Annotated in this window: 22 protein-coding genes; 17 read left to right on the forward strand and 5 right to left on the reverse strand. The window is 55.9% G+C overall.

Annotation, left to right across the window (positions count from 1 at the left end):
- Positions 1 to 95: 95 nt before the first annotated feature.
- Positions 96 to 395 (reverse strand): hypothetical protein, encoded by a 300-nt coding sequence (locus EDF75_RS27360; protein ID WP_241783546.1) that lies wholly within the window; start codon positions 393 to 395, stop codon positions 96 to 98.
- On the opposite strand from EDF75_RS27360, the gene EDF75_RS13335 reads away from it, so the two are divergent.
- From EDF75_RS13335 to EDF75_RS13375, 9 genes are all read left to right on the forward strand, one after another.
- Positions 304 to 999, forward strand: a complete 696-nt coding sequence (locus tag EDF75_RS13335) for an amino acid ABC transporter ATP-binding protein (protein WP_241723731.1) — start codon at positions 304 to 306, stop codon at positions 997 to 999. The genes EDF75_RS27360 and EDF75_RS13335 overlap by 92 nt on opposite strands.
- 10 nt (positions 1,000 to 1,009) lie before the next feature.
- Positions 1,010 to 1,708 (forward strand): ABC transporter permease subunit, encoded by a 699-nt coding sequence (locus tag EDF75_RS13340; RefSeq protein WP_133599745.1) that lies wholly within the window; start codon positions 1,010 to 1,012, stop codon positions 1,706 to 1,708.
- A 9-nt stretch (positions 1,709 to 1,717) separates the two neighbouring features.
- Complete coding sequence (locus tag EDF75_RS13345; RefSeq protein WP_133599746.1) at positions 1,718 to 2,473, forward strand: amino acid ABC transporter permease; 756 nt, start codon at positions 1,718 to 1,720, stop codon at positions 2,471 to 2,473.
- Positions 2,460 to 3,305 carry a transporter substrate-binding domain-containing protein gene (locus EDF75_RS13350; RefSeq protein WP_133599747.1) on the forward strand — a complete coding sequence of 282 codons (846 nt, stop codon included), beginning with the start codon at positions 2,460 to 2,462 and terminating at the stop codon, positions 3,303 to 3,305. Before EDF75_RS13345 ends, EDF75_RS13350 begins: the two co-directional genes overlap by 14 nt.
- Positions 3,306 to 3,328: 23 nt before the next feature.
- Positions 3,329 to 3,850, forward strand: coding sequence for an L-2-amino-thiazoline-4-carboxylic acid hydrolase (locus tag EDF75_RS13355; protein WP_133599748.1), 522 nt, complete (start codon positions 3,329 to 3,331; stop codon positions 3,848 to 3,850).
- The gene (locus EDF75_RS13360; protein WP_133599749.1) at positions 3,850 to 4,602 is read left to right on the forward strand and encodes a VOC family protein; all 753 of its coding nucleotides are present in this window, start codon (positions 3,850 to 3,852) and stop codon (positions 4,600 to 4,602) included. Before EDF75_RS13355 ends, EDF75_RS13360 begins: the two co-directional genes overlap by 1 nt.
- A gap of 13 nt (positions 4,603 to 4,615) precedes the next feature.
- A complete protein-coding gene (locus tag EDF75_RS13365) occupies positions 4,616 to 5,419 on the forward strand; it encodes a pyrroline-5-carboxylate reductase family protein (RefSeq protein WP_133599750.1) in 804 nt (267 codons plus the stop codon).
- A 21-nt stretch (positions 5,420 to 5,440) separates the two neighbouring features.
- Entirely contained in the window at positions 5,441 to 6,328 is an 888-nt protein-coding gene (locus EDF75_RS13370) for an alpha/beta fold hydrolase (protein ID WP_241721469.1), read from the forward strand.
- 235 nt (positions 6,329 to 6,563) lie between these two features.
- Positions 6,564 to 7,112, forward strand: coding sequence for a hypothetical protein (locus EDF75_RS13375; RefSeq protein WP_241721470.1), 549 nt, complete (start codon positions 6,564 to 6,566; stop codon positions 7,110 to 7,112).
- Here the strand turns inward: EDF75_RS13375 and EDF75_RS27090 are convergent.
- Positions 7,105 to 7,266, reverse strand: coding sequence for a hypothetical protein (locus EDF75_RS27090; RefSeq protein ID WP_166646177.1), 162 nt, complete (start codon positions 7,264 to 7,266; stop codon positions 7,105 to 7,107). The genes EDF75_RS13375 and EDF75_RS27090 overlap by 8 nt on opposite strands.
- A 206-nt stretch (positions 7,267 to 7,472) precedes the next feature.
- Here EDF75_RS27090 and EDF75_RS13380 point away from each other — a divergent pair, with 206 nt between their 5' ends.
- The 8 genes from EDF75_RS13380 to EDF75_RS13415 all read left to right on the forward strand — a co-directional run bounded on the left by EDF75_RS13380 (position 7,473) and on the right by EDF75_RS13415 (position 14,544).
- Positions 7,473 to 8,834 carry a YncE family protein gene (locus EDF75_RS13380; RefSeq protein WP_133599751.1) on the forward strand — a complete coding sequence of 454 codons (1,362 nt, stop codon included), beginning with the start codon at positions 7,473 to 7,475 and terminating at the stop codon, positions 8,832 to 8,834.
- Positions 8,835 to 9,229: 395 nt separating this feature from the next.
- A complete protein-coding gene (locus EDF75_RS13385) occupies positions 9,230 to 10,201 on the forward strand; it encodes a phosphotriesterase family protein (RefSeq protein WP_133599752.1) in 972 nt (323 codons plus the stop codon).
- A 9-nt stretch (positions 10,202 to 10,210) separates the two neighbouring features.
- Complete coding sequence (locus EDF75_RS13390; RefSeq protein ID WP_133599753.1) at positions 10,211 to 10,972, forward strand: creatininase family protein; 762 nt, start codon at positions 10,211 to 10,213, stop codon at positions 10,970 to 10,972.
- The gene (locus EDF75_RS13395; RefSeq protein ID WP_133599754.1) at positions 10,944 to 11,378 is read left to right on the forward strand and encodes a PTS sugar transporter subunit IIA; all 435 of its coding nucleotides are present in this window, start codon (positions 10,944 to 10,946) and stop codon (positions 11,376 to 11,378) included. Before EDF75_RS13390 ends, EDF75_RS13395 begins: the two co-directional genes overlap by 29 nt.
- A 45-nt stretch (positions 11,379 to 11,423) precedes the next feature.
- Positions 11,424 to 11,711, forward strand: coding sequence for a PTS sugar transporter subunit IIB (locus tag EDF75_RS13400; protein WP_133599755.1), 288 nt, complete (start codon positions 11,424 to 11,426; stop codon positions 11,709 to 11,711).
- Positions 11,708 to 13,018: a PTS ascorbate transporter subunit IIC gene (locus EDF75_RS13405; RefSeq protein ID WP_128878179.1), complete on the forward strand. Its 1,311-nt coding sequence runs from the start codon at positions 11,708 to 11,710 to the stop codon at positions 13,016 to 13,018. The genes EDF75_RS13400 and EDF75_RS13405 overlap by 4 nt, the downstream gene beginning before the upstream one ends.
- A gap of 16 nt (positions 13,019 to 13,034) precedes the next feature.
- Entirely contained in the window at positions 13,035 to 13,775 is a 741-nt protein-coding gene (locus tag EDF75_RS13410; RefSeq protein ID WP_133599756.1) for a sugar isomerase domain-containing protein, read from the forward strand.
- A 13-nt stretch (positions 13,776 to 13,788) separates the two neighbouring features.
- Positions 13,789 to 14,544: a GntR family transcriptional regulator gene (locus EDF75_RS13415; RefSeq protein WP_133599757.1), complete on the forward strand. Its 756-nt coding sequence runs from the start codon at positions 13,789 to 13,791 to the stop codon at positions 14,542 to 14,544.
- A 71-nt stretch (positions 14,545 to 14,615) separates the two neighbouring features.
- Here the strand turns inward: EDF75_RS13415 and EDF75_RS13420 are convergent, their stop codons facing one another.
- The 3 genes from EDF75_RS13420 to EDF75_RS13430 are packed head-to-tail and all read right to left on the reverse strand — an operon-like array spanning position 14,616 to position 18,155.
- Positions 14,616 to 15,605: an ABC transporter permease gene (locus EDF75_RS13420; RefSeq protein WP_133599758.1), complete on the reverse strand. Its 990-nt coding sequence runs from the start codon at positions 15,603 to 15,605 to the stop codon at positions 14,616 to 14,618.
- Between the two features lie 2 nt (positions 15,606 to 15,607).
- Positions 15,608 to 16,537: an ABC transporter permease gene (locus tag EDF75_RS13425; protein ID WP_133599759.1), complete on the reverse strand. Its 930-nt coding sequence runs from the start codon at positions 16,535 to 16,537 to the stop codon at positions 15,608 to 15,610.
- On the reverse strand, positions 16,515 to 18,155 hold the full coding sequence (locus tag EDF75_RS13430; RefSeq protein WP_133599760.1) for a dipeptide ABC transporter ATP-binding protein: 1,641 nt from the start codon (positions 18,153 to 18,155) through the stop codon (positions 16,515 to 16,517). Before EDF75_RS13430 ends, EDF75_RS13425 begins: the two co-directional genes overlap by 23 nt.
- Between the last annotated feature and the right edge of the window lie 3 nt (positions 18,156 to 18,158).

Consider the following 18,158-nt stretch of genomic DNA (forward strand, 5'->3'; position numbering starts at 1 on the left):
GCGGCTTAAAAAAGGATGTCACGCACGATCCGCGGCGATAAATAGCGGATCGTTCTTCTCTTCGCCTTTTATATCCTCGCAATAGTCTGAATATGCTATTTCCAGGAAAAATGGCAGGCGGCGGAAATCTGTTTTTCAACTTTCGATATGTTTTTTTCTTGTTTGTCTTGATGGCCTTCGCGGCAATATAGTTTTAGAAAAGAAATAAATGCCACCGTTGCGCATTTATCAGGGATAGCTCGCTGCGAAAATAAGATAATGATTGCCATTAATAAAATCAGCAAAAGTTTTACTGGCGAACCAATACTAAAAGAGGTTTCGCTTTCCATTAATAGCGGAGAAGTTATCTGCATTATTGGTCCGAGCGGCTCAGGAAAAACGACGTTATTGCGCACGCTGAATTTTCTCGAGCCCGCCGACAGCGGGAAAATAGAGATCGATGATGCGGTTGTCGACTGCGCGAAGGCCGGAAAAAAAGAGATTGAAAAAATACGCTCGAAAACCGCAATGGTTTTTCAGTCCTGGAATTTGTTTCACAATCTCACCGCGTTGCAAAATATCACCGAAGGCCTGATTTATGCGCAAAAAAGACCTCGTCAGGAGGCGGTGGCGGTCGCCGAACGTCTGCTAAAACAGGTCGGGCTATTGCATAAAAAAGACCATTATCCAAACAGCCTTTCTGGCGGGCAGAAACAGCGTATTGGCATTGCCCGCGCGTTGGCAATTAACCCGGCCGTGCTGTTACTGGATGAACCGACCTCAGCCCTCGATCCGGAAAAAGTGGGCGAAGTCCTGACGCTTATCCAGGAGATTGCCGCCAACGGACAAACGATGATTATCGTGACTCATGAAATGGAGTTTGCCCGGCAGGTCGCCTCCAGAGTGGTGTTTATGGAAAATGGCGAGATCGTGGAGCAGGGGCCGCCTGAGCAGATTTTTGGTGCGGCGTTGCACACGCGGACGCAGGCGTTTCTGGCCCGATTACGTTTTCACGCCTGAGGTCAACTCGATGAATCCACAACCGCTATTTACTCTCGACGATCTGCTGTTCATTGTGCCGAAATTACTGGAAAACCTGCCGGTTACGCTGGGTATTACGCTGGCCTCTCTGCTGCTCGGCCTGGCGCTTGGGCTGGCGGCGGCGGTCCTACAGTTTAGCCGTTCATCGCTATTGAGCTGGCTTGCGAAAGCCTATACCGATGTGCTGCGCGGGGCGCCGCTGGCTCTGTTAATCCTGCTGTTCTTCTTCGGCGGCAAGCTGATTCTCTCAGCACTTGAGCTGCCGGCGTTGCTGATTAGCGATATGACCTTTGCCATATTATCTATCTCGGTTGGCATTAGCCCCTATTTTGCCGAAATGCTGCGCTCGGCATGGAACGCCGTAGATCCAGGACAAAAAGAGGCGCTACGGAGTCTGAATATTCCCTGGTATATTGGCATCGCGCATGTCATTTTTCCGCAAGGGCTCATTATCGCCATTCCCAACTTTGGCAATCTTTTAATCAACCTCGTAAAGATGACCTCACTGGTTAATATTATTGGCATTGTCGATATTTTTGGCCGGACACAGAAAATATCGCAGAACAGCTATGGTGCGAAGCAGGTCGCGGCATTTATTAGCGTCATTCTTATTTACTGGTTGCTTAACGTTATTATCTTTTATCTCACTACCCGCATTGAGAAAAAGTATCAATATTTACTGGAGTAAAACACGACTATGTTTAGCATCGATTTTATCCGGGATAATTTCACCTTTATACTCAGCGCACTACCGATAACCTTGCTGATTACCTTTTTATCGTTAATTTTCTCGACGCTGTCAGGAGCCATTCTGGCCTGGGTGACGATCCGCGACGTGCCTTACGTGAAATATCTGGTCACGGTGTTTATCTCTTTTGGCCGCTCGATCCCCATGCTGGTGATGCTCTATTTTGTTTTTTACGTCTGGCCGTGGCTTGCCAACGGGCTTTTTGGCGGGCCGCAGGATACCCCGTTCAGCTACAAGCTCTCGCCGCTGGTGGCCGCGGTTGCCGCTTTTTCAGTGGTGTTTAGCGCGTACTTCGCAGAGACGTTTCGTTCGGCGTGGAATTCGGTTGAAAAGGGGCAGCGAGAGGCAGCATGGTCGATAGGCCTGACCGGCTTTACCCAGTTTCGGCGCATTATTTTCCCGCAGGCGGCGGTCTCCGCTTTACCCAACTACACCAGCGTCCTGATTGACCTGATCAAGGATACGTCGCTGGTTTATACCATCACGGTGGTTGATGTGATGGCAAAGGCGAATATTGCTGCAGCGCGTGGTTTTCATTACGTGGAGGCCTACTGCATCGTCCTGATTATTTATATTGCGCTCTGTCTGGTGCTTACCCGGATATTGCGACATATCGAGGAGTATCTCAGTAACCGGTGGAAAAACCATGTGCCAAAAGTGGTTCCATCTCACTCATTTTGGGGAAAGAAGTATGTTCAAAAATAAGGTGTTAATGTTGGGTTCGCTGCTGTTGGCAATGCAGGTAACGGTGGCCCAGGCGGCCGAAAAAAGCGCGAATGCGCAAACCGTTGAGGTGGTGGTCAACGCGAACGGATTCCCGTTCAGCTTTGTGGATGATAATAACAACATTACCGGCTACGACGGTGAGTTATTAAAAATCATCGATCGGAAGCTCACCAACTATAGGTTCCATTTTAATGCGGTCTCCCGGGATGCGATGATCGTCGGTTTGTCCACCGGCGCCTATACCCTCGCAGCGGACCATTTTTATCTCACGAAAGAGCGCGCGGCACAGTATGCGCACTCTGGCCAGCCTTCGGGTATCAGCGACCTGCGTTTAATTGTGCGTAACGATGAAAACGATATTCATACGCTGGGAGATCTTGCCGGCGGTAAGAAGAAACTGGTGCCGATTCATACATCTGATGCGCGCTATACCGTTATCGATAACTACAACAAAAAGCACCCCAGCCAGCAAATCAATCTCCAGCCGAACGGCGAGCAATCTGCAGCAGACATTTTCAAAGCCGTTGCCTCCGGAGAGTACGATGCGGCTATTTACCCGATTGGCGCATTATTGGCGTTAAACAAAGCCCTTAATCTTAATCTGAAAGCCTCTGAGTCCGTCGGCCTGTTCCCCAACGTCTATTTATACCAAAAGAGTGCTGATCCGAAGCTGATCGAAGCCATCGACAACGAGCTTGCAGCCCTCAAAAAGGACGGCACGCTCGCCGAACTGTCCCGCAAGTGGTACGACGAAGATGTTTACGCTTTACCGGGGGCGGAAAACGTCAAAGTGAACACCGACTGGGAATGATTGTTTAAGGGGAGTGCTGCCTGATGAAAACAAAACAGCCCGCTTCGGGGCACAACGCACCGAGCCTGGACGACGACGTTACCCTTGCGCTGCGCGCGATCACCGAAAAGCGCGCCGCGACGCTCGGCTATTTGCTTGATGAATCCCGGCTGCGCAATCAGCCCGACGATTATGCGCGTGACGCTATCCGCCGTTATGGCCGTGATATCGGGCATTCCGTCCGCGCGAAGATGCGTCGCAGCAACGATTTGCAGGAGTTTGCCGCTCTATTTACCCGCGGGCTGGAATCTCAGGTTTACGAAATGGAGACCGTTTCGGTCAGCCCGTCAGAGTTTATTGTGCTGTTCCATTATTGCCCTTACGTCAACTGCTGGCGTCAGCAGGGGCGCGATGCCCGCCAGATTGAGACGCTGTGCGACATCTGCATGGAAGGGGATCATGCGTTAACCGATGCGTTCGAGGGCATGCAGTTAGCGGTTGAGACCGCGCTGGCGCGGGGTGATGCCGCCTGCCGCCTGCGTTTCTCCCAGACTCAGGAGGCGTAATGACAACATTAAAATGGGATCACGTCGTTCAGTTTGTGAACCGGCCGGACGAGGCGATTGCCGCGTTTGCCGGCCACAAGCTCAGCGCACTTGCCGGCGGGCGTCACCCCGGCTGGGGGACCTGGAATGCGCTCAGCTATTTCGGGCTGACCTACATCGAATTTCTCGCCATCTACGATCGTGCCGAGCTGGCGTCGGCGCAGGCCGATTTTTTGCTCTCCCGCGACGCGGCGCGGCTGCTGCCGGAAAACCAGGCGCTGCATCGGGTGGCGCTGCGCACGGATGATATTGACCAGACGCATGCGGAGCTGCGCAGCAAGGGGCTGAATGTCTCTCCGATCGTCGACGGCCAGCGTAACGATCCGCAGGGCAGTATCATTCGCTGGCGTATTTTCACCGTCGATGGCGATTTTAACGGCCTGCCGTATCCCTTTATTCTGCAGTGGGGAGAGGGCGATGACGCACGGCTGACGCGGCTACGTGCTCAGGGGCTCGACGGGCCGCATCCCGCAGGCGAGGTCACATTGCGGAGCGCAGTTTTTGTGGTGCAGGACCCGCAGGCCGCGCGCGCGCACTGGCACGCGCTTTTCGGGTTCAATGAGCTGCCGGAGGGGCTGGCTGTGGGTCAACAGCGTTTTGTTTTTCTCCAGGGGCAGGACAACCGGCTAGTCGAACTGGTCTTTAACGTCGCTGACCCGGCGCTAAAAGGCCAACGTTTTCGCGTCGGTAACGGCGAATATCGCTTTCAATAAGGGGCTACTGCGCATGGCAAATGTACATTTTATTGGTGCCGGACAAATGGCGGAGGCCATTATTCGAGCCTCGCTGGCGGCGGGTACGCTTCGTGCGGAAGAGATTTCGCTGGAGGATATCGATCCGGGCCGTATCGCCGCGCTCGCTGAACGCTATGGCCTGGCGCGGAAACTGCCGCGAGAGGATGCGTTGCGCGAGGCCGAACTGGTGGTGCTGGGGATCCGCCCGCAGGACAATTTGTCGAGCGTGGCCGAACGTATTCGGCTCCATCTTTCTGCCGCAACGACGACGATCTCTCTGATTGCCGGGGTGACGCTGCACAAACTCGAAACCGTATTGGGGGCGGAAAAGCCCATTGCCCGGGTTATCCCTAATACGCTTACCGATACCGGATTTGGCTACAGCGGGGTGGTTCTGAACGCGCAGGCGCTCCCCGAAAGGGTAGAGCCTTTCCTGAGCGGTTTTGGCAAGGTGCTTTACCTGCCGGAACGGCTTATTGATATCTTTACCGGCTTCGGTGTCGCCGGGCCGAACTACATTTATTACTTTATCGAGTCGTTTACCGATGCGGGCGTGCTGGCCGGACTGTCGCGCGCGCAGGCAGCTGAGGTGGTTCTGGAAAATCTGCAGGGGGCGATAGAGATGCTGCGCCTGAGCCAGAAACACCCGAGGCAGCTACTCGACATCAACAACTCCCCGGCTGGCGTCGGGATCCATGGGCTGTATGAGCTTAACAACAGCGATTTCGCTGCAGGTCTGCAACGCAGCGTGCTGGCGGCGGTGAAACGTACCCGCGAGTTGGGTGAGACGCAGTAAACGTTATCAGGAGCGATCGCTATGAAGAGAAAAAACACGCTATTCCTCGCCGGACTCCTCTGCGTGATGGGGACGTTGGGCACCTCTGCGGCCTGGTCGGTGACCCCGCAATCCCCGCTAGCCTGGGGGGAGCGTTGGAAAAATTTGCCGCCAACGCCGGCACCTGTCGCCGCGCTAAAACCCGCGTATGCCAGCGTAAACGGGATCCAGCTCTATTACGCCACCACCGGAGAGGGTACGCCGGTGGTTCTGCTCCACGGCGGGCTGGCGAATTCCGATTACTGGGGTCAACAGGTTGCGGCGCTGGCGAAACATCATAAGGTCATCGTGGTTGATAGCCGGGGCCATGGACGCAGCACGCGTGACGAGCGCCCCTACAGCTACGACTTAATGAGTGATGATGTGGTGGCGTTGCTCGATCGTCTGAACATTAAGAAAGCGGATATTGTCGGCTGGAGCGATGGGGGAATTATTGGGATCGATTTGGCTATTCGCCACCCGACCCGCGTGAACCGCATTTTCTCTTTTGCCCCCAATACGAAAACCAGCGGCGTCAAACCTGATACCGAAAAGAATCCGGTTTTTGCCAGCTATATCGAACGGGCCGGTAATGAATATCGCAAGCTGTCAAAAACGCCCGACCAGTACGATGCCTTTGTCGAACAGATAAGCCATATGTGGGCAACACAGCCCAACTGGAGCGATGACGATCTCAAGAAAATCACGGCCCCGGTGCTGATTGTTGATGGCGATCGTGACGAGGCCATTGTGCGGGAGCATCTGGAATATATTGCTAACACCATCCCGAATGCCGGGTTGTTGATTTTACCCAGTACCAGTCACTTCGCGTTTATTCAGGCACCGAAAGAGTTCAACGAGGCTATCCTGAACTTTATCGATTACAAGTGAGAGACGTGGCGGTGAAAAGAGTACCGCGCCGTAAAAGCTGAAATGAGCGAAGGGTGTTAAAGACGATGACGATCCGGCATGGACGCCGTTTCGTGATGCAGAATATGCGGCTGAACTGCGCTATACAACCCGTATCGTGCATCTCCCGGGCGTGCTGAAGTATGCTAAAATTTGTACAGCTAAAAGCCCAGGACCAGCAGTCATCATACCAGCACCGTCGTCAATGTGAGGCAGTATGGATAATGCGCGATATAAACAGGATGACCGCCAACGATATCCCGCATGGCTGTGGTGCGGAAGTTTATTTCTGGCTACGTGGCACTGTTCTGCGGATGAAATAAACCTGTACTCACTAAATACGGGCTCATACGTATATCATTTAACCAACAACCACGGGCAGTATACGGAGAATTTTGAAAATAACTTCATCTCCGTGGAGCGTAAATTCTCAGATGAATCAAAATATAGTTTTGTGCTAGGTACGATGAAAAACAGCTTTGATGACCGATGCCTGGCTGCCGGCGTAAGAAGAGATTGGGTAGGGTGGGATAACGGCTGGGTTTTCAAGGGAATATATGGCTACGTAGGTGAGTTTTTTTTTGATGCATTCAGTGATTGCGGCGATCATGGGTCCTATCATGATTTTAAAAAAGCAACAGGAATAGGCTTTTCTCCCTATATCTATCATGGCTTTCAGTATAATTTTACCTCTTATTTTGGGATGGACGTTGGCATCATCATCCCATCCGTATTTGTCATTACGGCGCAGTGGAGCTTTAGGTAAAATCGGCGGCCTGCCATGCTTTCAGGTAACCGGCGATTTCGATCTCGCGAATCGCCGCTGAACCAGTCAACTCATCGTATCTTTCAACGTAGACCCGCGCGGTAACGGCATGGACGGGCGCGCGATTTTCGCACCTGCAGCGAATAACAACCATCAACCAATCCGGCCGCCCGAGCTTCCGGCTTTACCCCCGTCATAAATCACATCGCCATAAATAAGAATAATAATTATTTCCGTTAAGTAGTATGTTGTACTCGCTCATGACGATAAATATTTCATCATGGCGGAACATAAGACCACGAGTGGGCGCCGACGTTACCTGTGCTGAGGTGCTGCATCAATATAATTTATGGGGATAAAATGATAAGAGTATCAGTCCGCGCAGTGCTGTTGGCCTCCGCCGTTGCGATGTCAACCGCCACAACCGCATTTGCCGCCAGCCATTGGGAAACCGCGGATACGACCTTTCCTGGCAGTATCCGCGCCGGTTCAAGGGAAGTCCCTGTTAAGCCAGGCGATAAAACCGAAGTAACGATTAAGAACCTTCCGGCGGGGGCAACCGTCACCTTGCTGAATGGTGCTGAAGCCCTGACTCCTCAGCCACTGACCGCCGACGGGGCGGGAACGCTCAATATTCCGCTGACCGTTCCGGCCACTGCCGAGATTGGCCTTCATCCGCTCACCGTTATCACGCAAAACCCCGCGAGCGTCTCGCAGGTCATGTTGAAGCTGTCCAAAATCGTTCCCCCGAAAAACGCCGATACCTTCAAGCTGCAAACGGCTCCCGTCGGCGAGCGGGCGTACCAATCGGCCGTTTCAGCCGATGGGAAGCTGTTCGTGACCTCTGCGCGCGGGCCGAAGGACGGTAGCCGTCTACTGAGATTGAACGCCGCAACGCTGGCTGTCGAAGCGGAGGCCGTGCTGCCAAAAGATGAAAAGGGCAAACAAATTGGCGTCTTCGGCGTCGGTGTTGACAATGCCCATAAGCATGTCTGGACGACGAACACCCTTGCCGGGACGGTGACCGTCTATGATGCGAAGACGCTTTCCGTCGTCAAGGTCTTTCCGGAAGGTTCGGTCGCGCATCCACGCGATGTGATTATTGATGAAGCCCACAATCGGGCCTATGTCAGCGCTGCGCTGACCGGTTTTATCGAGGTATATGACACCAACACGCTTGAGCACATCGGTCAGCTGGAGTTCGTGGCGGACCGTGGCCGCGACCTGTTTTACAGTACGGATCTTACCCTCGACAGCAGCGGAGGGAAGCTCTACGGCGTCAGCCGCGATACGCCATGGGTAGGCTGGATTGATCTTAAAACGGGCAAGAGCACGACGGTGAAAGTACCGCAGGCGCAAGGTGCAACGGATATCGCGCGCGATCCGGCAACCGGCCGTCTCTACGTCACTTCCCAGGAGACGAACAACGTCGTGGTGCTTGATGCGAACGGTAAGCTTCTCGCTGATACCTACATCGGCGCCGGCGGCGTATCCGTCGTCTGGGATGCAGCGACGTCGCAGGTTTTCGCCGCGACGCGCGCGGGTGGAACGGTTGCGGTTCTCGATCGGGACGGCAAACTGGTCGCCAATATTCCGATGGATGAGACGCCAAACAATCTGACCGTCGCGCCTGATGGCGCCGTTTATCTGGTGTCTATGTATGGCAGCGTCGGGGATAAGGTCCAAACGGGCTCGGTGACGAAAATCACGCCCAGGCAGTGACGGCATGAATCGGCTGCGTGACTCGCGGCCCGCTGGGCCGCCAGGCCTGGCATAATGATGAATCCCCAGCCGGCTATGGGCTGGGGATGGGTCTGCGGCGACAAAACGCAGCCTTCAAATATTTATTTTCAATAACCTTTTCCAGCGTTTCCCCGAAGTACAGCGCCTCAATCGTACAATCCATTCATTTGGGGTCATTTTTGCTCTCCAGGTTCATGCTTAGACTTAACCTACACTATCTTCCGTTTCCCAAACGGAGCCCTTAATGTGTGAATTTCGACCAACCTCACAGATAATAATTTTATATGATTGATGTGAACTTGACCACTTGACTGGTCAAGTGACACTCGCCTATGTTGAAAGCACCTTCTTATCCATTCCGGGGAGCAAGAAACATGGGGATCATTCGTACCTTAAACGGCGATATTGCTGCTAATCAGCTGGGCGTAACCTACAGCCACGACCATATCTACTGTATTCCGCCATATTGGGCAGAGCGTCAGGATGACGATCTTTTACTGGACGACCCGCAGGCCTCGGAGCGTGAATTATGCGATTTCCGCCAGGCGGGAGGCGCTGCCATCTACGACGCCACCGCCCCAGACTACGGTCGCCGTGCGTCAGCCGTCGCCGGGATGGCCCAGCGTCAGCAGTTGCACATAATCGCCACCGCCGGTTTTAACAAAGGCTTTCTGTGGAGCAGTCAGCGTCCGGGCCTGACGCAAACTTTTGCCGAATGGATTGAAAATTCAGAGATTGATGAACTGGTTGAACACGTTTGCCGTGAGGTAAGCGAGGGAATAGAAGGCACTCCGCATCGGGCTGGCGTCGTGAAGTGCGGCACTGGCTACAACGCTATTTCTCCCCTGGAACAAAAAACCATGGAGGTTATCGTTCGCGCCCACCAGCGTACGGGAGCGCCGATGCACAGCCATACCGAGATGGGGACGATGGGATTAGAACAGGCTCAGATCTTGACAACATTGGGGCTTGATTTGTCCCGCTTATGTTTTGCCCATATGGATCGCAATCCCGATCCATGGTTGCACCGTCAGATCGCCAACACCGGGGCGTTTCTCTCTTTTGACGGTATCAGCCGCATCAAATATCACCCTGAACACATCCGCACCCAGGCCATCCTGGCGCTATGCCAGCGGGGTTACCAAAAACAAATCTTAATCGGCGGAGATTTTGCACGTAAATCGATGAGCGCGCATTACGGCAAAGGGGGGCTGGGGCTGAAGTTCATCCTTAGCGACTGGCGACCAAGGTTCATTGAAGAGGCGCGGGAGGCCGGGTTTGACGGCGAAGCGTTACTGCATGATTTCTTTGTCGAAAATCCTGCGCGTTACTTCGCCTTTGGCTAAGGAGTGGTGATGAAACTTCATCATTTAAATGAACACGAGGCCAGGCGAGCGCTACAAAAGGCGCAGATTGCTTTGCTACCGCTTGGTGCGGTCGAGCCACACGGCGATCATCTGCCGCTGGATACCGACAACCTGCTGGCCGAGCGCTTTTGCGCGCGGCTTGATGAGCAACTGGGTGAGTGCGCGCTGAGCCTGCCCGTTATTTCTTACAGCCAGGTGTGGTCGCTGCGTGGGCACGCGGGCGCCATTGATATCGGCAACGATCGGCTGACGTCGATGCTGGTGTCGCTGGCGGAGAATATGGCCAGCTACGGCATTACTACCACGGCGGTGATCAACGCGCATTACGGCAATTTTGACGCTATTAAAGCGGCTTCCCGCCAGCTTAAGGAGAAAGGCATCACGCTGCTCGGCTACAGCTGGGCGGGCATGGAGCAGGAGGTGAAAAAACGGCAACACTCGGCGGTGGCTTATCCCGGCTATATGCATGCCGATGAGGTAGAAACCTCGCTGATGCTGGCGCTGGCCCCGGAGTTCGTCACCATGGCGAACGCCCGTGCGCACTATCCGGTATTTCCGCCGAATTTCCGCTATCAACCAATACGCTGGACCGAGTTTTCTGATTACGCCGTACTGGGAGACCCCACCAAAGCCAGCGAAGAGAAAGGCAACGCCTTCGTTCAGCAGGCGCTGGAGACCACGCTGGCCTCAATCCGCCACCACCTCACGCAAGGAGCCGCCGATGATCGAAAGTCAATCGATAAACGTTGATTGCCTGGCCCGCAGTCCGGAGGAGGCAATCCGCGAAGCGGGGAACGCGCTCTGCCGCGCAGGAGCCTGTAGCCCGCAGTACGTTCAGGCAATGGTCGATAGCTACCATGAACTTGGACCTTATTTTGTCATCGCGCCGGGACTGGCGCTGCCGCATGCCCGCCCCGAACAGGGGGCAATTAAGGCGCAAATCAGCGCTGTCAGGCTGCGGGAGCCGCTGGCGTTTGGCCACGCGGAAAACGACCCCGTGCAGGTGGTGCTGGGGCTTTCGGCAACCAGCAGCGATGCGCATATCCATCTTATCCAGCATATCGTGACCGTACTGAGTGATGAAAATAACCTGCATACCCTGATGCATTCTGACGATCCTGAACAACTTTATCGGCTGTTAGCCAGCGCATCGTAGGCTGCTTTCAGCGTTTGTAGCTTGATTAACACGGAGTGAATAGCGATGAAAATTCTGACAGTCTGTGGTTTAGGTATGGGCTCCAGCCTGATTTTAAAAATGAACGTTGAAGCGGTGTTAAGGCAGCATGGTATTCAGGCTTCCGTTGAACATATGGATGTCTCATCCGCCGCTTCGGCCAATGCCGATGTGGTGATCACCAATGCGGAACTGGTCGACAATCTAAAACATCTGTCCTGCCCGGTGGTGGTGGTGAACAACTATATCGATAACGCAGAAATTACCACGGCGCTTGCGCAGGCGAAGATTCTGCCCCCAGGAGAGCCGTCATGAGCGAATTTCTTGGCGTGCTGCGCTGGATAACCATCAATATATTTGGTGAGGCCTCGATTTTAATTGGCCTGATTGTCCTGCTGGGCCTGGTGCTGCAAAAGAAATCCTTAGCAGACATTGTTTCCGGCACCCTGAAGGGCATTCTGGGCTTTCTGATTATCGGTGCGGGAGCGGGGATTATCGTTTCCGCGCTGCTGATATTTCAGCCTATCTGGACCGAAGTCTTCGGCCTTAGCTCAATGAACCTGACTAATATTATCGGTCAGGCGCGCTTTAGCGAACGTTACGGAAGCAGCGTGACGATTGCGATCGCCGGGGGATTCGCCATCAACCTGCTGCTGGCCCGGCTGACGCGTTTTAAATACATCTATCTGACCGGACACATGATGTTCTGGACCACGATGATTTTTGCCGGGGTAATGGTGAATACCGCACCCGGCATCTCAGCGGTGCAGCTGACGCTGATGCTAACGGTCATTATGGGTCTGTACTGGACGTTGCAACCCGCACTGGTCCAGCCGTGGGTGCGAAAAATTACCGGCAACGACAACGTGGCGCTGGGGCATACTTCGGCCTCAGTCGCGCTGTTGGGAGCGATTTTCGGGCAGATATTCGCCCGCAATAAAATCAGCTCCGAGGATATCAAAGTCCCGAAAAAGCTCGGTTTTCTCCGTGACTCCAACGTAGTGACGGCGTTAACCATGGCGCTACTGTTCTTTATCGGCACCTTTATTTTGCAGATAAAAGGCACGCCAAAAGCCGCTGAAATTCTTGCCCAATCCGGCGACCTCAGCTTCTACATCTACGCCCTGAAACAATCGCTGATGTTTACCGGCGGCATTGCCGTAGTGCTCCTCGGCGTGCGGATGTTTATTGGCGAAATGGTACCGGCGTTTAACGGCATCGGTTCGCGGCTGGTCCCCGGCGCAAAACCCGCGCTGGACTGCCCGATTCTGTTTAACTTTGCGCCAAACGCGGTGGTGCTGGGCTTTGTCGGCGCGTTTGTTGGTTCGCTGCTGTGGTTGACCCTGATTGGCCGCTACACCGGCTATGTGTTTATTCCCAGCATGATTGTGATTTTCTTCCACGCCGGAACGGCAGGCGTTTTCGGCAACATTACCGGCGGCTATAAAGGTGCGCTTCTGGCGGGATTTATCACCTCGACCGTGGTCGCATGGGGGCAGTATTTCTGCGTCACGGGTTTTATCAACAACACGATCCCCGACACCGCATTGTGGGCCGGCGACAGCGACATGTTCGTCATCGCGCCGTTCATTCATCTTTTGACCCGCTTGCTGACGTTCTGATATCAGGAGGAAGTCTATGAGTCAGGCACTGAAACAGTACTACGGGCAGATCCGCCAGAAGCTGGATTTTCTTGAGCAGCGCCCCGAGGCGTTAACCCAGGCGGCGGAAATCATGGCCCAAAGCATTCTGGCGCAGCGCAATATCTTCGTTTTTGGTGCCAGCCACGCCGGGATCCTGGCGGAGGAAATGAGTTATCGGGCAGGGGGGCTGGCCATTATCAATCCGCTTTTTACCCCCGCGTTGATGCTTAACGTCAGGCCGTTAACCCTCACCAGCGCGGTGGAAAATGTGGAAAATCTCGGACGGGTGCTGGTTGAGGAGTCGCCGCTGCGCGCGGGTGATACGCTGCTGATTCACTCTGTCTCCGGGCGAAACGCGATTACGATTGATGTCGCGCTGGCGGCGAAAGCCTGTGGGGCAAAGGTTATCGCCATTACCAGCCTCGTGACGGCGGCGCGGGTGACGTCGCGCCACTCCAGCGGCAAGCTGCTGGTCGATATTGCCGACATCACCATCGATAACCACTGCGAGTATGGCGATGCAGCCGTTAGCCTGCCGGGCCTGGCGCAAAAAGCCGCGCCGCTCTCCACCATTATGGGCGCGGCCATTGCTAACAGTCTGGTATTACTTATTTGTGAAATCATGCTGGAAAATGAGCGCACGCCGCCCATTCTCGCCAGCGCAAACATAGACGGTAATCAGGAGATAAATCAGGATATACTGAGCACATACAGGAGCCAGATACACTACCTCTGAGTGGAGCACAAGTATGTTTGAGTCGGATGGACTCCCTCTCTATTTAAGGATAAAAGACGTTATCCTGCAGCGGATCCTCTCTTTTACCTATGACGATAAGCTTCCCGGCGAGCTGCTGCTCGCCGGGGAGTTCAAGGTTGCGCGAGGCACTATTAAGCAGGCGATTGATTCGCTGGCCAGCATTGGCATGGTGTATCGGGAGCAGGGGAAAGGGACGTTTATCAACCGCGATGCGCTGCAAAAGTACTACACCGATCTCCCTGACGTACTGACAACCTTTGATGGAGACGGCACGGTTGAGGTGGAAGTGCTGTCGCTAATTTCGACGATGGCCGACCGCCAGGTGGCGGAGTCGATGGGGCTGGATTTAGGCAGCCAGCTGATGCGTCTGGAGCGGCTATTAGTGCAGGGGGAGCGACCGGTTGGCCACGTTCTTACCTGGCTAAATGGCCGTATTTATAATGATTTGAGCCACGTTGACGGTAGTCGGTCGCTGTATAAGCAGCTGCGGGAAACGTTCGGCTACTCGCCGGCTAACGCCACGGAACGCTATACGCCGGTTTGCTGCGATGCCCGCACGGCGGGATTATTAAATATTGAACCCGGTCGCCCTCTGTTTCGCATTGAACGTATCGCCCGCGATCTGGATGACGTGGTGCTTGAATACAGCGTCACGCATACCCTGGATGCCCGTCTGTCGTTACAGATAGCGACCAGCCAGAGCAGCGTGAGCCAACAGTGGAACTGTACGATTGATAAGGGGCGTTAATCCGCCCCCCAGGCGAGATTGAGCAGCGGTAGGGGTCCATAGCCACCAGGCATAGCGGAGTGCTTACACCCTCATTGACTCTGTAAAAACAGGCGATGAAAAAGATCGGTCAACAGGTTAGAGACAATAAACACGCAGGCGGCGAAAATGGTGGTGCCAATCACCACCGGGAAATCGCCGTCCAGCGCCGCATCAATCGCCAGCCGTCCGACGCCGTCGAGGCCGAACATCTTCTCGGTGACAATTGCGCCGCCCATAATCGCCGCCAGCTCCAGCCCGGTGAGCATCAATACCGGGCTAAGCGCTGGCTTTAACGCGTGATCGAAGTATACCCGCCACTCGCGCACCCCTTTTGCCCGCGCGGTACGGATATAGTCCTTGTGCAGCACGTCGAGCATACTGCTGCGCAACACGCGTTGAAAAATAGCTGTCTCCGCCAGCGTCAGCGTCAGCCACGGCAGCGCCAGATGCCGAGCCCACTGCCACGGGTCATCGCGCAGGGCCACATAGCCGCCAGCAGGAAACCAGTTTATGTTGTGCAGCGACAGCTGATAAAACAGGAAGAAGATAATCAGCATCCCGCTCAGGAAGGTGGGTAGCGACAGCGCGACGTAGGCGAAGAATGCCAGCAGGCGGTCGACGAAGCGGTCGCGGTAGCGTGCCGCCAGCACGCCGGTGAGCAGCGACACCACCGTCCAGATAACCAGCGAGCCCAGCGCCAGCGACAGCGTAACCGGCACCTTCTCCAAAATCAGCTGGGTGACCGGCGTCTGGAAACGGAACGAGTAGCCCAGCGCTGGCGGCCAATGCAGCATGCCCACCGGCGCGCCCTGGATCTCCGGGCCACGCAGCAGGAAATAGCGCAGCTGCTGATACCAGGGATCGTTGAGGTGTAACGCCCGGGCTATAGCCTCAACGGCCTCTGGCGTGGCGTTTCGCGGCGCCAGCATCACCGCCGGATCCTGATAGGCGATACGGGTGAGTGAAAAGGCGACGATCAGCACCAGCAGCAGCGTCAGGGCGCTACGCAGCAGCGTGTTAAACAGAGTGGAAAAAGTCATGACTATCGTCGCTCCAGATGAGGGTCCAGTACGTCACGCAGGCCGCTACTGAGGCAGTTAAAACCGAGTACGATGAAAAACAGCGCCAGCGCGGGTGCAGCCAGAAACCACGGCTGTACCTGATACATCGCCGAACGCTGCACGTCGGCAATCATATTGCCAAGGCTTGCGGCGGGTGCGGGAATACCTACGCCAAGGAAGGAAAGGGTGGCTTCAGCGATGATGTTGGTAGGTAGCTGGATGGCCCAGTACACGCCCATCGTCGGCAACACGCCGGGAATAATATCGCGCCACAAAATGCGCCACTGGCTTTCACCCATCAGCACCGCGGCAGCCACGAACTCCTGCTGGCGCAGATCCAGCACCAGCCCTCGGCTCAGGCGCGCAAAGTAGCCCCAGGAGAAGAAGGTAATCACAAAGATCACGACCCACACAGGGTCGACGCGCGGACCGCTCTCGCCGCCTTGATTCAGCGCCAGCAGGCTGAGCGCCGTGACCACGAACGGAAACGAAAGTACCAGATTGATCAGCTGTTGACACAGCGCGTCAATGCGCCCGCCGCGATAGCCGCCAAACAGCCCGACGAACAGGCCAATCAGCATTGCCAGAGTGGTGGCGGGGACGGCGATCAGCAGCGAAATGCGGGTGCCGAACAGGGTGCGCACCAGCACGTCGCGACCGTTATCATCCGCGCCGAGCGGAAACGCTGCACTCGGCCCTACGGGAAGGCCCATATCCGACAGCGCGCTATCACGAAACTGCCCGGTTTCGCTATGGCCTAGCCATGCGGCGACCATTGGCGCAGCTAGCGCCGCAAGTACCATCAGCGCCACAATCACCAGTCCACGGCGGGCGCTCGGTTCCCGCCATAGCCTCTGCCAGAACGTCACAGGCGGGAGGGCGAACGGCTCAGAAAGCAGCGGCTGACTCATAGACTACCTCCTCGCTAAAACGATGGCCGGTGCCGGGAATGGCCGCAAGCAGCAGGCGGGTCCATGCGTGCTGGGGCCGCTGGAAGATCTGCTCGGTGCTGCCCTGTTCGATAATGTGCCCTGCCTGCAGTACCAATACGCGGTCGCACAGCGCCGCCACCGCATCGAGGTCGTGCGAAATAAACAGAAGTGACAGGCCATAGCGGCTACGCAGTCGGGTAAACAGCTGAATGATGCGGTGCTGGGTGGTGATATCCAGCGCCGACACCGCCTCGTCGGCGACGATAAGCTTCGGTTTCATCGCCAGCGCACGGGCAATAACCACCCGCTGGCGCTGGCCGCCTGACAGCTGCGACGGGTAGCGCGAGGCCGCTAAAGCGGGCAGCTCCACCTGCGCCAGCAGATCGTCGATAGCCGCCCTTAGCGCCAGCGGCGACAGCGGCTGGCCGCGTTCGCGCAGGGCGGTTAGCTGCAGCGGTTGCGCCAGCGTGTCGTCAACGCGCCGCCGTGGATTGAGGCTGCTGTAGGGATCCTGAAACACCATCTGCACCGCGTGGCGTTCCGGGTGATGGCTACCCGGCTCCCTCCACGGCTGGCCCGCCAGCGTCAGCGTGCCGCCGTCCGGGCGGTCCAGTCCGACGACGATGCGCCCCAGCGTGCTCTTCCCGGATCCGGACTCGCCGACCAGGCCGAGAATCTCCCCCTCATGCAGATTAAAACTGATGTCATTCAATACCGGCGCAGCCGCTTTTCCCGGCCAGAGCCGCGAGGGTCTCACAAAGCTGCGCGAAACCTGACTCACCTCCAGCAGCGGCGTCGCCTCGTCGTAACGGAAGGGCGACGGGGCGCGCGGATGCCAGCCCGCCTGCAGCAGCGAGCGGGTATAGTCATGCTGCGGCGCGTCGAAAAGGGCGCGTGCTGCCCCCTGTTCGACAACCTGGCCGTGCTGCATTACCACGATCCTGTCGGCAATATCAGCCACCACGCGTAGGTTGTGGCTGATAAACACCAGCGCGCAGCCATGCTGGCGCTGGAGCCGCTTCAGCAGGCGCAGAATTGAGGCCTGGACGGTGGCGTCCAGCGCGGTCGTTGGCTCATCTGCGATAATCAGCGCTGGATTCAACGCAATGGCGATGGCGATCATCACCCGCTGGCGCTGGCCGCCGGAGAACTTCGCCGGACGTTCGTGATAGCGGCGGGCGGCATCCGCAATGCCTACCTCCGCCAGCAGCGATAGTACCTGCGTGCGTAGGGCTTTACGCCCCACGCGCCGGTGAGCGAGGATCGCCTCCTCGATTTGCCGCCCGACGCTTTTCAGCGGGTGCAGATTGCTTAGAGGGTCCTGCGACACGTAGCCTATCTGCGCGCCGCGCAGCTGGCGCTTTTGATTCGCCGTAAAGGCGTGCAGCGGCTGGTCGTTAAAGACAATCTCTCCCTGCACGCGCATCTGTGTCGGTAACAGGCCAAGCACCGCCAGCAGGCTCAGGCTTTTCCCCGACCCTGACTCGCCCACTACCGCCAGCGTTTCTCCCGGCTCGACGTGAAAACTGACGCCTTTGACCAGCGTACTACGCGGGTCAAGGCCAATTGTTAAGTCGCGTACATTGAGTAATGGCATGAC

It is taken from the genome of Klebsiella sp. BIGb0149, assembly GCF_004362605.1.
GTDB lineage: Bacteria > Pseudomonadota > Gammaproteobacteria > Enterobacterales > Enterobacteriaceae > Klebsiella > Klebsiella terrigena.

What these genes read in the sequence shown, in the direction of transcription:
- EDF75_RS13400 (WP_133599755.1), top strand. Translation starts at nt 11,424, where the DNA reads ATGAAAATTCTGACAGTCTGTGGTTTAGGTATGGGCTCCAGCCTGATT.
- EDF75_RS13370 (WP_241721469.1), top strand. Translation starts at nt 5,441, where the DNA reads ATGAAGAGAAAAAACACGCTATTCCTCGCCGGACTCCTCTGCGTGATG.
- EDF75_RS13425 (WP_133599759.1), bottom strand. Translation starts at nt 16,537, where the DNA reads ATGAGTCAGCCGCTGCTTTCTGAGCCGTTCGCCCTCCCGCCTGTGACG.
- EDF75_RS13420 (WP_133599758.1), bottom strand. Translation starts at nt 15,605, where the DNA reads ATGACTTTTTCCACTCTGTTTAACACGCTGCTGCGTAGCGCCCTGACG.
- EDF75_RS13390 (WP_133599753.1), top strand. Translation starts at nt 10,211, where the DNA reads ATGAAACTTCATCATTTAAATGAACACGAGGCCAGGCGAGCGCTACAA.
- EDF75_RS13375 (WP_241721470.1), top strand. Translation starts at nt 6,564, where the DNA reads ATGGATAATGCGCGATATAAACAGGATGACCGCCAACGATATCCCGCA.
- EDF75_RS13410 (WP_133599756.1), top strand. Translation starts at nt 13,035, where the DNA reads ATGAGTCAGGCACTGAAACAGTACTACGGGCAGATCCGCCAGAAGCTG.
- EDF75_RS13340 (WP_133599745.1), top strand. Translation starts at nt 1,010, where the DNA reads ATGAATCCACAACCGCTATTTACTCTCGACGATCTGCTGTTCATTGTG.
- EDF75_RS13385 (WP_133599752.1), top strand. Translation starts at nt 9,230, where the DNA reads ATGGGGATCATTCGTACCTTAAACGGCGATATTGCTGCTAATCAGCTG.
- EDF75_RS13380 (WP_133599751.1), top strand. Translation starts at nt 7,473, where the DNA reads ATGATAAGAGTATCAGTCCGCGCAGTGCTGTTGGCCTCCGCCGTTGCG.
- EDF75_RS13355 (WP_133599748.1), top strand. Translation starts at nt 3,329, where the DNA reads ATGAAAACAAAACAGCCCGCTTCGGGGCACAACGCACCGAGCCTGGAC.
- EDF75_RS13345 (WP_133599746.1), top strand. Translation starts at nt 1,718, where the DNA reads ATGTTTAGCATCGATTTTATCCGGGATAATTTCACCTTTATACTCAGC.
- EDF75_RS13360 (WP_133599749.1), top strand. Translation starts at nt 3,850, where the DNA reads ATGACAACATTAAAATGGGATCACGTCGTTCAGTTTGTGAACCGGCCG.
- EDF75_RS13430 (WP_133599760.1), bottom strand. Translation starts at nt 18,155, where the DNA reads ATGCCATTACTCAATGTACGCGACTTAACAATTGGCCTTGACCCGCGT.
- EDF75_RS13350 (WP_133599747.1), top strand. Translation starts at nt 2,460, where the DNA reads ATGTTCAAAAATAAGGTGTTAATGTTGGGTTCGCTGCTGTTGGCAATG.
- EDF75_RS27090 (WP_166646177.1), bottom strand. Translation starts at nt 7,266, where the DNA reads ATGGTTGTTATTCGCTGCAGGTGCGAAAATCGCGCGCCCGTCCATGCC.
- EDF75_RS13415 (WP_133599757.1), top strand. Translation starts at nt 13,789, where the DNA reads ATGTTTGAGTCGGATGGACTCCCTCTCTATTTAAGGATAAAAGACGTT.
- EDF75_RS13395 (WP_133599754.1), top strand. Translation starts at nt 10,944, where the DNA reads ATGATCGAAAGTCAATCGATAAACGTTGATTGCCTGGCCCGCAGTCCG.
- EDF75_RS13365 (WP_133599750.1), top strand. Translation starts at nt 4,616, where the DNA reads ATGGCAAATGTACATTTTATTGGTGCCGGACAAATGGCGGAGGCCATT.
- EDF75_RS13405 (WP_128878179.1), top strand. Translation starts at nt 11,708, where the DNA reads ATGAGCGAATTTCTTGGCGTGCTGCGCTGGATAACCATCAATATATTT.